Source organism: Serratia sp. HNCC26DJ206, assembly GCF_057180605.1.
Window position 1 is genome coordinate 63,294 of record NZ_JBXUGP010000019.1, and the last position, 14,922, is coordinate 78,215.

A 14,922-nucleotide genomic window follows, 5' to 3' on the forward strand; every position below is an offset into this window, starting at 1 on the left:
GTGCTGTTCAAAAACACGTTGCGTTTTTGTCCTGCAACTCGAATTATTTAGAGTATACTTCCGCTGTTGATGCGGGATTTACCAGCGTTTTGCCGCTTGCCGATCGGTATCGCGGGCTTCGACCCAGCGTTCCCCTTGCTCGGTAGCTTCACGCTTCCAGAAAGGTGCGCGGGTTTTCAGGTAATCCATGATGAACTGCGCGGCGTCGAACGCTTGGCTGCGGTGCCCGCTGGTAACGCCGACAAACACAATCTCATCGCCAGGGAACAGATCGCCGACGCGGTGGATCACCGTGACCCGCTGCAACGGCCAACGGGCACGCGCTTCGACCACAATCTCTGCCAGCGCTTTTTCGGTCATACAGGGATAATGCTCCAGCGATAAGGCGCTGACGCCATCCCCCAGATTATGGTTACGCACTTTGCCGGTGAAGGTGACGACTGCGCCGTCGTCGTCACACTGCGCCAGCCATTGATACTCTTCGCCAACGCTGAACGGGGCAGCGCCGACGCGGATACGGGTATTTTCCACGCTTAACCCCCGGTGACCGGCGGGAAGAAGGCCACTTCATCACCGGCGCGCAGCGGATGCTCGCTCGCCACCAGCGATTGGTTGACCGCCGTCAGTAGCTTGCCGGGCTCCAGCGCCAGCGCCCAACGGTCGCCGCGTTCACACAGCGCTTTACGCAGTTCTTCTACCGTAGGGTATTCCGCGGGCACGCTCAGCGAACTGGTACCCACCAGTTCACGTACCTGCGCAAAGAAAAGAATATTGATCATAACTCCACCTTGAAATCACCGGACTTGCCACCGCTTTTCGCCAGCAACCGCACCGGGCCGATCACCATGTCCTTCTGTACCGCTTTGCACATATCGTAAATGGTGAGCGCCGCCACCGAAGCGGCGGTCAGCGCTTCCATTTCCACTCCGGTTTTGCCGGTCAGGCGGCAGCAGGTTTCGATGCGCACGCGGTTATGTTCTGGCTGTGCCTCGAGCTGCACTTCCACTTTACTCAGCATCAACGGGTGGCACAGCGGGATCAGTTCCCAGGTGCGTTTCGCCGCCTGAATACCGGCAATGCGCGCGGTAGCAAACACGTCCCCTTTGTGATGGCTGCCGTCAATAATCATCGCCAGCGTCGTGGCATGCATTTCAACAAAAGCCTCGGCACGCGCTTCACGCACCGTTTCCGCCTTGGCAGAAACATCCACCATATGGGCTTCGCCTGCGGCATTGATATGGGTTAACTGTGTCATAAATTATTTCTTCATATGGGGCAGGAAGTTGCACGGACGATGGCGCGCATCCAACTGCTCTTCAATAATGCGTTCCCAAGCGGTTCGGCAAGCGCGGGTGGAACCCGGCATGGCGAAGATCACCGTCCGATTGGCGATACCGGCCAGAGCGCGCGACTGAATGGTCGCGGTGCCAATCTCTTCAAACGACACCATGCGGAACAGTTCGCCAAACCCTTCCACTTCGCGGTCAAACAGCGGCAATAAGGCTTCGGGCGTGTTATCACCGGCGGTAAAACCGGTGCCACCGTTGATTAACACCGCCTGCACGCTATCGCTGGCAATCCACGCGGAAACCTGCGCACGGATCTGGTAAATATTGTCTTTAACGATGGCGCGTGCCACCACCTGATGCCCGGCTTCTTGTGCCGCTTCCTGCAAATATTGGCCGGAGGTATCTTCCGCTTCGCCACGGCTGTCCGAAACGGTCAGAATGGCAATTTTTGCTGGAATAAATTCGCTGCTGGTCTGGCTCATAGCTAAATATGCTCCCCTAGTGTGGATACCCTGTAGATTTCAAGTTACAGCTAGGCGGCAAATGCGTGAATCCCCAGGAGCTTACTTAGGTAAGTGACTGGGGTGAGCGCATCAACGCTGTGGCTTGAAATATACGGGTATCAGCCGCCGATAAACGATAAGTTCTGCGTGATGCCACTATTACCCTGATGCAAGAAATGCGTCTGCTTTTTGCTAAGCAATCCGCCCTGAATACGCATTTTCAGCTCTTCGAGCTGAGCGTCATCCGCCAGCAGATCGCGCAGGGTAATACCTTGTTCACCAAACAGGCACAGGTGCAGATTACCAATGGCGGAAACCCGCAACCGGTTGCAACTGGCACAGAAATCTTTCTCATAAGGCATGATCAGCCCAATCTCACCCTGATAATCCGGGTGGCTGAACACCTGCGCCGGGCCATCGCTATAACCACGCGCCAAACGTTGCCAACCCTGTTGTTCCAGTTGCTGGCGGATCACGTTGCCGGAAACATGGTGTTTGCGGAACAGTTCACTGCCTTCGCCGGTTTCCATCAGTTCAATAAAACGCAGTTGGATCGGGCGATCCTTGATCCAATGAAGAAAACTGGCCAGTTGCTGGTGGTTAACATCACGCATCAGCACCACGTTGACTTTGACCTTGCGGTAACCGGCAGCAAAAGCAGCGTCGATGCCTGCCATCACCTGACGAAATTTGTCCTGCCCGGTGATGGCGTGAAACTGGCGTGGATCGAGGCTGTCGACGCTGACGTTAATCGCCGTGAGGCCAGCATCGCGCCAGCGGGCCACGTCACGCGCCAAGCGGTAACCATTGGTGGTCACTGCCAGCGTGCGGATCGCCGGGTTTTCGCGCACCGCGGCGACGATCTCGGTAAAGTCGCGACGCAACGAGGGCTCGCCACCGGTCAGGCGTACTTTTTCAGTACCCAGTTCGGCAAACGCGCGGCTGACGCGGCGGATTTCGTCCAACGAGAGAAAGGTCTTGGGGCTGCCGTTCGGTTTGTAGCCATCCGGCAGACAATAGGTGCAACGAAAGTTACACACGTCGGTGATCGACAGGCGCAAGTAATAGAACTTGCGCTCAAAAGCATCAATGAGTTGCGGTACCATAACACCTTCCAAATACGGGAGATGCGAGCGTTTCCACTCTGCACCCTGGTGGCTGACTTCGCCACGGCCCAGGCACCCTATCGTTCCCGTGGAACAACGTAGGCACAAAGGCTAGGAGTTTGGATTTCAATCCCGGCTACCTGAGGTAACCCGAATGAAACCGTGGTTTTCAGCAGAATTCTAGCGCGAAACAAATGCGATAGCCAACGCGCAATTACGCTATATAATTTTATATACAGCGATTTTACGGATCCAAATCTGGTTAACCATAGTAAACACCTGTTACGCAGGCGAATTGACCAGAATCACGCAAACCACACTCTTTTTCGCGTTTTCTCGTTAAATCCGCTACTTTATGCAGGCAGTCAACGCCCAGTGTATTAAGGAATTTTATGCGCAATCGAACCCTCGCCGATCTCGATCGGGTGGTGGCATTAGGTGGTGGTCATGGTCTTGGCCGCGTGATGTCGTCTCTGTCGTCTTTAGGATCCCGTTTAACCGGTATTATCACGACAACCGATAATGGGGGCTCTACCGGCCGTATCCGCCGTTCCGAAGGCGGTATCGCCTGGGGTGATACGCGTAATTGCCTGAATCAGCTGATTACCGAACCCAGCGTGGCTTCTGCGATGTTTGAATACCGTTTTAGCGGTAATGGTGAACTGGCCGGGCATAATCTGGGCAATCTGATGCTGAAAGCGCTGGATCATCTCAGCGTGCGCCCGTTGGAGGCGATCAATCTGGTACGCAACCTGCTGAAAGTCGAGGCAGCGCTGATCCCGATGTCGGAACAACCGGTGGACCTGGAAGCGCACGATCATGAAGGCAATCAGATTTACGGCGAAGTGAATATCGACCAACTGGCAACTATGCCGCAAGAGTTGATGCTTTACCCGCATGTGCGTACCACGCGTGAAGCCGTGGAAGCCATTGCGCAAGCTGAACTGATCCTGATTGGGCCAGGCAGTTTCCTCACCAGCCTGATGCCGCTGCTACTGCTTGACGATCTGACTCAAGCCCTGCGCCGCAGCAGTGCCAGCATGATCTATATCGGTAATCTGGGGCGTGAGCTGAGCGTTGCTGCCGCAGCACTGACGCTCAAACAAAAGCTGGAACTGATGGAAGAGAGAATCGGCCGGAAAATGATTGATGCGGTGGTGGTTGGCCCGCATATCAACACGGACGAAATGCACGATCGCATTGTGGTAAAACAACCGCTGGAAGCCGCCGATATCCCTTACCGCCATGATCGCCAGTTACTGCGTCTGGCGCTCGATCAGGCACTGGTGCAACTGGCTACCCGTACTTAGTTCAGTCCTTGCCACGGTGCCACGGGTTATCGCTGACGGTGTCGATATAGAGATCTTCCACCTGCTTGCGCGCCCACGGCGTGCGGCGCAAAAACTTCAGGCTGGACTTGATGCTCGGATCGCTGCTGAAACAGTTGATACGGATGCGTTCAGCCAGCCCGCTCCAGCCATACTGTTCCACCAACTTGTTCAGTAATTGTTCCAGCGTAATACCATGTAGCGGATCTTTTGATGGATGTGCAGTCATGCTCGGCAACTCATATCAATAATTCGGGCGCATACCTTAATCAGTAAACGCCCACGCGGCAATGGATTTATACCCGTCGCCTTCCTAGTTAGCGCAGTTATGAAATCGCAATAAACTGCTCGCGCAACTGATGAATTTCGTCGCGTACGGCGGCGGCCTGCTCGAACTCCAGGTTTTGCGCATGGGAATACATCTGGCCTTCCAACTCGCGGATTTTCTGATCCAATGCTTTTGGCGTGAGGTGTTTGTACTGCGCCGCGCTTTCTGCCGCCTTGCCTCTGCCTTTGTGCTTGCTACGCGAACTCGGGTTCCCCAGTTGCATAATATCGGCCACTTTCTTGTTCAGGCCCTTAGGTACAATGCCGTTGGCTTCGTTATGCGCCTGCTGCTTGGCGCGGCGGCGTTCGGTTTCACCGATCGCCTTGGCCATGGAATCGGTAATTCTGTCGCCGTACAGAATCGCCTTACCGTTGAGGTTACGCGCTGCACGGCCAATGGTCTGGATCAGCGAGCGCTCTGAACGCAGGAAGCCCTCTTTATCGGCGTCCAGGATCGCCACCAGCGACACCTCAGGCATGTCCAATCCTTCCCGCAGCAGGTTGATCCCCACCAGCACGTCGAACTCACCAAGGCGCAAATCACGGATGATTTCAACACGTTCTACGGTGTCGATATCCGAGTGCAGATAACGCACCCGCTCGCCGTGTTCCTCCAGGTATTCCGTCAGGTCTTCCGCCATGCGTTTGGTCAGCGTAGTCACCAGCACGCGTTCGTTGATCGCCACGCGCTTGCGGATCTCGGAAAGCAGGTCGTCAACCTGGGTCGTCACCGGGCGGACTTCCACCACAGGATCCAACAGGCCGGTTGGGCGCACTACCTGATCGATAATATCGCCACCGGATTTTTCCAGCTCATATTTACCCGGCGTAGCGGAGACATAGATGGTTTGCGGGGCCAGCGCTTCAAACTCTTCAAAGCGCATCGGCCGGTTGTCCAGCGCCGAAGGCAGACGAAAACCGTATTCCACCAGCGTTTCTTTGCGTGAACGGTCGCCTTTGAACATACCGCCAATCTGCGGAATGGTAACGTGCGATTCGTCTACCACCAGCAAGCCATCGGCGGGCAAGTAGTCGAACAGCGTCGGCGGCGGCTCGCCCTCGCCGCGCCCGGAGAGGTAGCGCGAGTAGTTTTCGATGCCCGAGCAATAACCCAGTTCGTTCATCATCTCCAGATCAAACTGGGTACGCTGTGCCAAGCGTTGCTCTTCCAGCAGCTTATTGTTAGCCAGCAACACCTTGCGCCGCTGTTCCAGTTCCACCTTGATCTCCTCCATCGCCTGCAGGATACGTTCCCGTGGTGTGACGTAGTGGGATTTAGGGTAGATGGTGAAACGGGGCACCACCTGCTCAACCTGGCCGGTGAGCGGATCAAACAGCGACAGGCGTTCCACCTCTTCGTCAAACAGTTCGACGCGCAGCGCCAGTTCGTCTGATTCCGCCGGGAAGATGTCGATCACTTCACCGCGCACGCGGAAAGTGGCACGCTGGAATGCCTGATCGTTGCGGGTATATTGCAGCTCAGCCAGGCGGCGCAGGATCGAGCGCTGATCGATGATCATGCCCTTGGTCAGGTGCAGCATCATCTTCAGGTAAAGATCGGGATCGCCCAGGCCGTAGATTGCAGAAACCGATGCCACCACCACCACATCACGCCGCTCAAGCAGCGCTTTGGTGGCCGAAAGGCGCATCTGTTCAATGTGTTCGTTTATCGAGGCGTCTTTCTCGATAAAGGTATCGGAGCTAGGGACGTAGGCTTCCGGTTGGTAGTAATCGTAATAGGAGACAAAATACTCCACCGCATTCTCGGGAAAGAACTCTTTCATCTCGCCATAGAGCTGTGCCGCCAGGGTTTTATTCGGTGCCAGCACCATGGTTGGCCGGTTGAGATCGGCGATCACGTTAGCGATGGTAAAGGTCTTGCCCGATCCGGTCACCCCCAGCAAGGTCTGGTGCGCCAGGCCATCCTCCAGCCCCATTTCCAGCTTGCGAATGGCCTCCGGCTGATCGCCGGCCGGTGCAAATTCTGAATGCAGTTTGAAAATTTTGCTCATATATACCCTGAATAATTCGAGTGGCAACCGGGCGACGAGGATAGCATCTGCGAACAGCGGCTCCTAAGTATGGAAAACCCTAGCGATCTTCGCCAGCGCTTATAATACTGGATATAAAACCAGCTTCAAGTGGATTTGTCGCTTTAGCGTGCGTTAACCAAGCATCTGTGCACCAAGGAGGTTACAGCAGCGTGGCATTTTTATTGTCAACCACCATTTTATCCCCAGAGCCCGGCAATAATTAACATCTCGATAGCATTCAGAGCAAAAATGACGCGTAGCGCGCCAAGTTGTTATTGGCTTGCTTGATTTTAATTAACTTATTGATAATTATTGTTTTTATAAAAAAGACGAGAATACGGGCAACGCGAACACAACCCGCGTCCGCTCTCTGTTTACGCCGCTTTTCTAGGGATAATGCACAAGGTTATCCACAGGAATGGTGGATAACTCACACTACCCCATGGGAGCCGGGAGTTACAGAAAGAACGGTTTTCTCGCTAAAATGTCGTCTAAGGCGATTTTTTAGTTATTTTTTCACAAAAATCTGGCTTTGGTTATGACAATTAATACTAAAAGCAGTCATTGCCCAGATCTCATTTTCTTTCTTCCCCGTTCAGGTCACTGCCTGTTGCGACAATCTGCCGGAACTTGCACCATTTCCCGTCAACGCCGCACCACAAAAGTGCAAAAACCTCCCGCGTTAATGACAGGCATTTTTTCGGCTCCCACAGCCCCCTCCGCCAGCACAGCCGCAGCAATTAACAAAACGGTAACACCTCCCGTTTTGCGCTATACCATTAAAGTTGGCCTGAGAATTGCTGAATTCTTTACACACCGCATAACTGTACCTGAAAACGGAGTCGCTCATCCCATCCACGAGTGAACACGCCTCTTTGAGGAGAATGCAAAATGCTAAGTTTACGCGCAGTAAATCAATATTATGGGCATAACCATATATTGTGGGATGTCAGCCTTGAACTGCCGCGTGGGCAATGCACCACGTTGCTTGGCCGCAACGGCGTGGGTAAAACTACGCTGGTTAATTGCATTATGGGGCATTTGCCGATTGTCAGCGGCAGCATGACCTGGCAACTGGCCAATGAACCACCGCAAAATCTGTTGCAGCAGCCGATGGAAAATCGGGCGGCACTGGGTATCAGTTACGTGCCGCAGGGGCGGCAAATCTTCTCCCAACTGAGCGTGGAGGAAAACCTTCAGATAGCGCTGCTGGCCGGGCATGACAAAACCCGGCGTATTCCGCCGATGATTTACAGTCTGTTCCCCCATCTGCGGGCCATGTTGCTGTATCGTGCCGGGGATTTGTGTGGCGATGAGCAGCAACAGCTGGCGATCGCCCGCGCACTGGTGCTGGAGCCGGAGTTGCTGATCCTCGATGAACCAACAGCAGGCATCTCCTCTTCGCAGGCGAAAGAAATCAGCAATATTATCCGCAGGCTGAATCACGAATTAGGCATGACCATTTTGCTGGTGGAGCATACATTGCCGTTTGTGCGCCACGTGGCGGATTGCTTTTTCCTGATGGATCAAGGCCGCAACGTGGCCAACGGCACCTTGGCACAGCTTGATGAGGCATTAATTAATACCTATCTGGCAGGATAAGCTTTTGTCACTCAGCCAGCGGATTGCAAGGCGGTAAGATCGAGATACTGACCCAGTGTCTGTTGCTCTACCTGCGGCAGGTGCAGGATCTCCCCCAGCAGCGGCGCTGGCAGCATACGGAGCAACGTAGCGAGGTACTCCTGGTGGCGCTTTCCGGGCTTGGTGATATCGTTGGCGATCCAGCCAGCCAAGGGCAGCCCCGCCTGCTGAATCGCCTGCGCCGTGAGCAAAGCATGGTTGATACAACCTAGCTTGATGCCCACCACCAGGATCACCGGCAACTGCTCCAGTTGTACCCAATCGGCAAAGGTATACAGCTCAGAAAGCGGGGTAAACCATCCCCCGGCCCCTTCCACCAGCAGCCAGTCGGCACGCTGTTCAAGATGGCGTAAACCAGCAGAAAGCCGGATCAGAGAAATCGGCCGATCTTCTGCCTGGCTGGCGATATGTGGCGACGTCGGCTCCGCGAAGGTGTAAGGGTTTACTTCGGCGTAACCCAACGGCACGCTGCTGTTTTTCTGCAACGCCAGCGCATCTGTATTACGCAGGCCATCAGGCGTCATCTCGCTGCCGGACGCCACCGGCTTATAACCGGCACAGCGTAAACCTGCGGCAGCGGCGGCCTGCAACAGCGCACTGCTGGCCACGGTTTTACCGACTTCGGTATCGGTTCCGGTGACGAAAAAGCGCTCAATCACGGTAAATCACTCCATAAATCAGATGATAACTGAGTGGAAACTGGCCACGCTGGCGCGGATAAGCCGCCTGCAATGCCGCCAGCCGCTGGCGGGAAAGCAAACCCGCCTCGCGCCCCTGATGCAAGTGCGTGGCGCCGATTCCCTTCAGTGAACGCATTAACGCCATCACGTCCGGGTATGCAAGGGTTTGCCACACCGCTTGCAGATGATGGCGATAATCGCCACAGGCCGCGGCGATCTGCGACGGGGAGAGAAAATCATTCACATGACGTTCGCCGTCCACCTGTTGCCAGGCATCCCCTAGCTCGTGCAGAGAGTCGGCCGCCAGCGTGGAAAACAAAATCACGCCACCGGGCCGCGTCACGCGGTACAGCTCGGCCAGCGCACGCGGTAGATCGCTGCACCATTGCACCGCCAGGCTGCTGAAACTGATATCGACCGCCGCCTCTGGCAGCGGGATATGCTCAATATCCCCCAACAGATAATCATCTGCCGCCTGCCGTTGGCGGGCAAAAGCCAGCATGCCCGGTGCCAGATCGAACGCCGTGACCTGTTTGCCCAAATCGCGCCAGCGGCGGCTGAAATAGCCGGTGCCGCAACCGGCATCTAACAGTTGCAGGCCGGGGTGGTTCAATCCCATCCCCAGTAAGCGTTCACCCACCTCACGCTGCAACACCGCCGCGGCATCGTAGCTTTCCGCCGCGCGGCTGAACGCCGCAGCCACTGCGGGTTTGTTTACCACCTCACGCACTGACGTCATGCAACACCTCCAGCAAGCGGTCGATGTCCTGCGGCTGATGGGCCGCCGTGAGAGTGATGCGCAAGCGTGCACCGCCCGGCGGCACCGTAGGTGGCCGAATGGCGCTAACCCACAGCCCCTGCTCGCGCAGGCGTTGCGCCAAGTCGAGGGCGCGCTGGTTATCCCCCACCAGCAGCGGTTGGATGGCGGTATCTGAATCGGTTAGCGTCAACGGCAAGTTCGCCACCCCGGCACGAAAACGCTGAATATGGCGTTGCAGTTGGCTGCGTAACTCGTCCCCTTGCTGGATACAGCGTAACGCTGCCTGCAAAGCGCAGGCCTGCGCCGGTGGCATAGCGGTGCTGTAAATCAGATGGCGAGCAAACTGCAGCAGATATTCTGCCAGCGGTTCATCGCACAGGATCGCGGCACCGCTGACGCCAAACGCTTTGCCAAAGGTCACCACCAGCACGTCTGGGCGCACTCCCTGCTGCCAACAACTGCCACGTCCTTGTTCACCGCGCACGCCGATACCGTGCGCATCATCCACCATCAGCCAGGCTCCGGCGTGTTGCGTCAGGCGATGCAGTTCAGCCAGCGGCGCGCTGTCGCCATCCATGCTGAAAACGCCTTCGGTGATCGCCAACTGCTGACCAGCGCAGGGTTTTTCCAGCAATGCCGCCAATGCCTGCGGCTGATTGTGGCGAAAGCGCCGCAGCTGAGCAGGTGAGTGGGAGGCAGCTTCCAAGATTGACGCATGGCTGAGTTTATCCGCCACAATGCGATCGTCGGCCTGCATCAGCGCTGCCAACAAAGCCTGATTGGCGGCATAACCGGAGATCAACAGCAACGCACGCGGGTAGCCAAGCCAATCTGCCAGTTGCTGCTCCAGCTCATAGTGCGGCTGGCAAAAACCGGTGACATGGCCCGAACCGCCGCTGCCAACGCCATAGCGCGCAGCGCCCTGCTGCCAGGCGGCGATCACCTCGGTATGTTGGCTGAGCCCCAGATAATCATTGCCTGAAAAGTTGAGATAGCGTTGTTCGTTAAGCTGCAAATAGCGGCCATTGCCGCCCTGATTGACCTGCCGCTGACGGTAAGCGGCGGCATGTTGCCGCTCGCGCAGGGCCTGTTCAATGCGTAGTTGCCAGTTCATTACAGCGCCGCGTTGTAGAACTCAGCAGTGTCGGCATGCAACAACTGCTCTGCCAGCACCTGCTGTTGTTGATTGTCGCCATGTGCGGTGGCGGTCTGTTGCGGGTTCAGCCCCAGTTTGCGGAACAATTGCAGATCTTTGTCTTCGTCCGGGTTTGGGGTGGTCAGCAGTTTGCAGCCGTAGAAGATCGAGTTGGCACCGGCCATAAAACACATCGCCTGAGTCTGCTCGCTCATCTGCTCACGGCCCGCAGACAGGCGTACATAGGACGACGGCATCATGATGCGCGCAATAGCGATGGTGCGGATAAAATCAAACGGATCAACGTCAGCGTTATCGGCCAGCGGCGTGCCTTTAACTTTCACCAGCATATTGATCGGTACGCTCTCCGGCGGCGTTGGCAAATTGGCCAGTTGCACCAGCAGCCCAGCGCGATCGCTCACCGTTTCCCCCAGCCCGACGATGCCACCAGAACAGACCTTGATGCCCGCCTCGCGCACCTTATCCAGCGTGTCCAAGCGTTCCTGATAGGTGCGGGTGGTGATGATGCTGCCGTAAAACTCCGGCGAGGTATCCAGATTGTGGTTGTAATAATCCAGACCCGCCTCGGCCAGGCGCTCGGCCTGAGTACCATCCAACATACCCAGCGTCATGCAGGTTTCCATCCCCAGCGCTTTCACCCCCTGCACCATCTGTTGCAGATAAGGCATATCGCGCTCGTGCGGGTTTTTCCAGGCAGCACCCATGCAAAAACGGGTCGAACCGGCCGCTTTGGCCTGACGCGCAGACTCCAGTACCTGTTCCACCTGCATCAGCCGTTCGGATTCCAGCCCCGTTTTATAACGTGAACTTTGTGGGCAATACTTGCAGTCCTCCGGGCAGGCCCCGGTTTTAATCGACAGCAGCGTGCTGACCTGAACCTGTTGCGGATCGAAATGCTGGCGGTGAACGGTTTGCGCTTCGAACAGCAGTTCAAGCAGGGGTTTATCAAACAGCGCCTGGGCTTGCGCGACTGTCCAGTGAATGCGATCGGCCATTGACGGCGTCTCCAAAGAGAGGAAAAAGTGTCGTCAGTGTAAATATTGCGGATATACTGTCAACCATTCTGTTTTATTTTGGTTTACAACAATGTCCCTCACTGATGACGATCTCGCCTTCGATCAACGCCATATCTGGCACCCCTACACCTCGATGAGCCATCCACTGCCCTGTTATCCGGTGGAAGCCGCTCGCGGCGTTGAGCTGCAACTGGCGGATGGCCGCCTGCTGATAGACGGAATGTCATCCTGGTGGGCCGCCATCCACGGCTACAATCATCCGCAGCTGAATCAGGCAGCAACGCAGCAACTGGAGAAAATGTCGCACGTGATGTTCGGCGGCATTACCCATCCCACCGCCATTGCGCTATGCCGCCAGCTGATCGCGATGACGCCGGAAGCCTTGCAATGCGTCTTCCTGGCAGACTCCGGTTCCGTCGCGGTGGAAGTCGCGTTGAAAATGGCACTGCAATACTGGCAGGCACGCGGGGAACGGCGGCAGCGGGTGCTGACCCTGCGCCACGGCTATCATGGTGATACCTTTGGTGCGATGTCGGTGTGCGATCCTGATAACTCCATGCACAGCCTGTATCAGGGCTATCTTGCACCGCATCTGTTTGCCACTGCGCCCCAGCGCCGCTTTGATGAAGCCTGGGATGAACAGGATATCGCCCCCTTCGCCGCTTTGCTGGAGCAGCACAGTGGCGAAATTGCTGCGGTGATCCTGGAGCCCATCGTGCAAGGTGCCGGTGGCATGCGGATTTATCACCCCACCTATCTGCAACGGGTGCGCGAGTTGTGCGATCGTTATCAAATCCTGTTGATCGCCGATGAAATCGCCACCGGCTTTGGCCGTACCGGCAAGCTGTTCGCCTGTGAACATGCGGGCATCGTGCCGGACATTCTCTGCCTGGGCAAAGCGCTGACCGGCGGCTATATGACGCTTTCCGCCACCCTGACCACCCGTTCGGTCGCCGAAACCATCAGCAACGGTGCGGCAGGCTGCTTTATGCATGGGCCTACCTTTATGGGTAACCCGCTGGCCTGCGCGGTAGCCAGTGCCAGCCTGGCATTGCTGGAGGAAAACCGCTGGCAGCAGCAGGTTGCGGCTATCGAGTCGCAACTCAGGCAACAGTTGTTGCCACTGGCAGCCTTGCCGAAAGTGGCAGATGTGCGGGTACTTGGTGCAATTGGCGTGGTGGAGATGCGTGAACCGGTGGATGTGGCTGCGTTACAGCGCGGGTTTGTTGAGCGCGGCGTGTGGATCCGCCCCTTCGGCAAACTGATTTACCTGATGCCGCCTTACATCATTACGCCGGAACAGCTCACGCGTCTGACGGCGGCGATTGCCGCAGCGGCAGAATAACCCGCAATGATAGGGTTGGATTGTTCGGGCAAAACGATCTAGCTTAAGCGCTCGGCACCTTCGACAACTGGGAGTCATTATGGCGTTTCGTTTGTACAGTCACGATCTGCAAGACGGCGCAAAAATGCCGGAACGGCAGGTATTTAACGGCATGGGTTACCACGGCGATAATCTTTCGCCACACCTGGCATGGGATGGCGCACCACAGGGCACCAAAAGCTTTGTTGTGACGGTGTACGATCCTGATGCCCCGACCGGTTCTGGCTGGTGGCACTGGGTAGTGGCGAATATTCCGGCTAGCGTGCATGAACTGCCGCAGGGTGCTGGCTCTGGTCTGGCTGGTTTGCCAGCAGGTGCCGTGCAGACCCGTACCGATTTTGGCAAGGCCGGTTATGGCGGTGCTGCACCACCGCAGGGCGAAAGCCATCGTTACCAGTTCACAGTTCATGCGCTAGACGTAGAGACTATTGAGGTGGATGAAGGCGCGAGCGGTGCCATGGTGGGATTCAATATTCACTTCCACAGCTTGGGCAACGCCAGCTTGACCGTGACATACAGCTAAAAGTGCTGAACTCTATAGATGGTTTTTAGCCCGAGATACCCGGACCTAGCGCACCGAGGGGCACTCCGGCGGCTTACGCCGCTCCCCCTTCGGCACGCTCTCCCTAATACCGGGCTCTGTCAGTCGTCTTTAGGGTTCAGCATGCTGAACCCTGAAAATTTCACAACCGGTTTGATTATTTAGCCAGCACGCTCACCCACATCGGGCCTTTACCTACCGGATAGCGCGCCAGCGTGGTCAGCACTCCTCTGGCCTGATCGATTTCACACACTTCAATATGGCCAGATTTCTGACCAGCAGAAATCACGAAGCGGCCACTGTGATCGATATTAAACCCGCGCGGCTGCTCTTCTGTTGCATGATGCCCTACTACCGCAATGCTGCTCCCGCTCGCGGAAACGCTGAAAATGGTCAGGATACTGGCGGTGCGATCGCTCGCGTACAGGAAGCGGCCGTTCGGCGTGATATGAATGTCAGCCGCCCAGCGGGTGCCGGTAAAATCAGTCGGCATCATGTCCAGGGTTTGCACCAATGAATATTTGCCGCCGTTTTCACTGATGGCGAACACGTCTACCGTGCCGTCCAGCTCATTCACGCAGTAGGCAAACTGATGGTTTGGATGGAACGCCATATGACGCGGGCCAGCACCGGCAGCAGTCGGTACCGCTTCCTGAGCGTGTGGCGCTAATTTACCTTCCTTGCTCAGGTTGAACAGGCGGATGCGATCTTCTTTCAGACAGGGTACCAGCAGCAACTGGTTGGTGGGATCGATATTCGCCGAGTGCGGCGCGGTTAGATCGTCGATCTGCTGGATAGGAGCAGTAACGATGCCATCGCGGCCAATCGGGCTGACGCTGGCGCAGTTGCCGCTGTAAGAGGCGGAGAACAGATAGCGGCCCTGCAAATCAGTTGAAATATGGGTCGGGCTGCCCGGCAGCGGTGCCATACCCGCCTCCTGCAGCGAGCCGTCGGCCTCAATGCGGTAGCTGACAATGCCAAACGCCGGGCGCACGCCAACGTACAGATGGGTTCTGTCCGGGTGGATCGCCATCGGTTGCACCTGCCCAGGTGCATCAACCGTTTGCAGCAACGCCAGCGCCCCTTGGTCGTCTAACTGCCAAACGTGGATCTGCTGGCTTTCCGGGCTGGCAACATAAACGATTTGCTTCATTTGCG

General features: G+C 56.4%; 17 protein-coding genes and 1 riboswitch. Of the genes, 5 read left to right on the top strand and 12 right to left on the bottom strand.

Annotation, left to right across the window (positions count from 1 at the left end; translation table 11 throughout):
- Positions 1-78: 78 nt before the first annotated feature.
- The 5 genes from moaE to moaA form a co-directional block, all read right to left on the bottom strand.
- Positions 79-531 (bottom strand): molybdopterin synthase catalytic subunit MoaE, encoded by a 453-nt coding sequence (gene moaE / locus AC2A1E_RS14115; RefSeq protein ID WP_484384288.1) that lies wholly within the window; start codon positions 529-531, stop codon positions 79-81.
- Between the two features lie 2 nt (positions 532-533).
- Positions 534-779 (bottom strand): molybdopterin synthase sulfur carrier subunit, encoded by a 246-nt coding sequence (moaD, locus tag AC2A1E_RS14120; protein ID WP_484384289.1) that lies wholly within the window; start codon positions 777-779, stop codon positions 534-536.
- A complete protein-coding gene (moaC, locus tag AC2A1E_RS14125; RefSeq protein ID WP_484384290.1) occupies positions 776-1,255 on the bottom strand; it encodes a cyclic pyranopterin monophosphate synthase MoaC in 480 nt (159 codons plus the stop codon). Before moaC ends, moaD begins: the two co-directional genes overlap by 4 nt.
- Positions 1,256-1,258: 3 nt before the next feature.
- Positions 1,259-1,771 (bottom strand): molybdenum cofactor biosynthesis protein B, encoded by a 513-nt coding sequence (moaB, locus tag AC2A1E_RS14130; protein ID WP_484384291.1) that lies wholly within the window; start codon positions 1,769-1,771, stop codon positions 1,259-1,261.
- 140 nt (positions 1,772-1,911) lie between these two features.
- A complete protein-coding gene (gene moaA / locus AC2A1E_RS14135) occupies positions 1,912-2,898 on the bottom strand; it encodes a GTP 3',8-cyclase MoaA (protein WP_484384292.1) in 987 nt (328 codons plus the stop codon).
- A riboswitch (molybdenum cofactor riboswitch) is annotated at positions 2,885-3,028 on the bottom strand. It overlaps the preceding gene by 14 nt.
- A gap of 262 nt (positions 3,029-3,290) precedes the next feature.
- Between moaA and AC2A1E_RS14140 the strand changes: the two genes are divergently transcribed.
- Positions 3,291-4,208, top strand: coding sequence for a gluconeogenesis factor YvcK family protein (locus AC2A1E_RS14140; protein WP_484384293.1), 918 nt, complete (start codon positions 3,291-3,293; stop codon positions 4,206-4,208).
- Between the two features lies 1 nt (position 4,209).
- Here AC2A1E_RS14140 and AC2A1E_RS14145 read toward each other — a convergent pair whose 3' ends face one another.
- Complete coding sequence (locus AC2A1E_RS14145; RefSeq protein ID WP_459399375.1) at positions 4,210-4,455, bottom strand: VF530 family protein; 246 nt, start codon at positions 4,453-4,455, stop codon at positions 4,210-4,212.
- 97 nt (positions 4,456-4,552) lie between these two features.
- Complete coding sequence (uvrB, locus tag AC2A1E_RS14150) at positions 4,553-6,565, bottom strand: excinuclease ABC subunit UvrB (protein WP_484384294.1); 2,013 nt, start codon at positions 6,563-6,565, stop codon at positions 4,553-4,555.
- A gap of 559 nt (positions 6,566-7,124) precedes the next feature.
- On the opposite strand from uvrB, the gene AC2A1E_RS14155 reads away from it, so the two are divergent.
- Together AC2A1E_RS14155 and AC2A1E_RS14160 are read left to right on the top strand one after the other, a co-directional pair.
- Positions 7,125-7,451 (top strand): hypothetical protein, encoded by a 327-nt coding sequence (locus AC2A1E_RS14155; protein ID WP_484384295.1) that lies wholly within the window; start codon positions 7,125-7,127, stop codon positions 7,449-7,451.
- A gap of 26 nt (positions 7,452-7,477) precedes the next feature.
- A complete protein-coding gene (locus AC2A1E_RS14160; RefSeq protein ID WP_484384296.1) occupies positions 7,478-8,188 on the top strand; it encodes an ATP-binding cassette domain-containing protein in 711 nt (236 codons plus the stop codon).
- Positions 8,189-8,199: 11 nt separating this feature from the next.
- On the opposite strand, the gene bioD is transcribed toward AC2A1E_RS14160, so the two are convergent.
- Genes bioD through bioB form a run of 4 tightly spaced genes read right to left on the bottom strand, consistent with a single transcriptional unit; the run spans position 8,200 to position 11,818 of the window.
- Positions 8,200-8,886, bottom strand: coding sequence for a dethiobiotin synthase (gene bioD, locus AC2A1E_RS14165; protein ID WP_484384297.1), 687 nt, complete (start codon positions 8,884-8,886; stop codon positions 8,200-8,202).
- Entirely contained in the window at positions 8,879-9,646 is a 768-nt protein-coding gene (gene bioC, locus AC2A1E_RS14170) for a malonyl-ACP O-methyltransferase BioC (RefSeq protein ID WP_484384298.1), read from the bottom strand. The genes bioD and bioC overlap by 8 nt, the downstream gene beginning before the upstream one ends.
- Complete coding sequence (gene bioF / locus AC2A1E_RS14175; protein WP_484384299.1) at positions 9,630-10,781, bottom strand: 8-amino-7-oxononanoate synthase; 1,152 nt, start codon at positions 10,779-10,781, stop codon at positions 9,630-9,632. The genes bioC and bioF overlap by 17 nt, the downstream gene beginning before the upstream one ends.
- Positions 10,781-11,818, bottom strand: a complete 1,038-nt coding sequence (bioB, locus tag AC2A1E_RS14180; RefSeq protein ID WP_484384300.1) for a biotin synthase BioB — start codon at positions 11,816-11,818, stop codon at positions 10,781-10,783. Before bioB ends, bioF begins: the two co-directional genes overlap by 1 nt.
- 91 nt (positions 11,819-11,909) lie before the next feature.
- On the opposite strand from bioB, the gene bioA reads away from it, so the two are divergent.
- Complete coding sequence (gene bioA, locus AC2A1E_RS14185; protein WP_484384301.1) at positions 11,910-13,184, top strand: adenosylmethionine--8-amino-7-oxononanoate transaminase; 1,275 nt, start codon at positions 11,910-11,912, stop codon at positions 13,182-13,184.
- 79 nt (positions 13,185-13,263) lie between these two features.
- Positions 13,264-13,746, top strand: coding sequence for a kinase inhibitor (locus AC2A1E_RS14190; protein WP_484384302.1), 483 nt, complete (start codon positions 13,264-13,266; stop codon positions 13,744-13,746).
- Positions 13,747-13,921: 175 nt separating this feature from the next.
- Here the strand turns inward: AC2A1E_RS14190 and pgl are convergent, their stop codons facing one another.
- Complete coding sequence (gene pgl, locus AC2A1E_RS14195; protein ID WP_484384303.1) at positions 13,922-14,917, bottom strand: 6-phosphogluconolactonase; 996 nt, start codon at positions 14,915-14,917, stop codon at positions 13,922-13,924.
- Between the last annotated feature and the right edge of the window lie 5 nt (positions 14,918-14,922).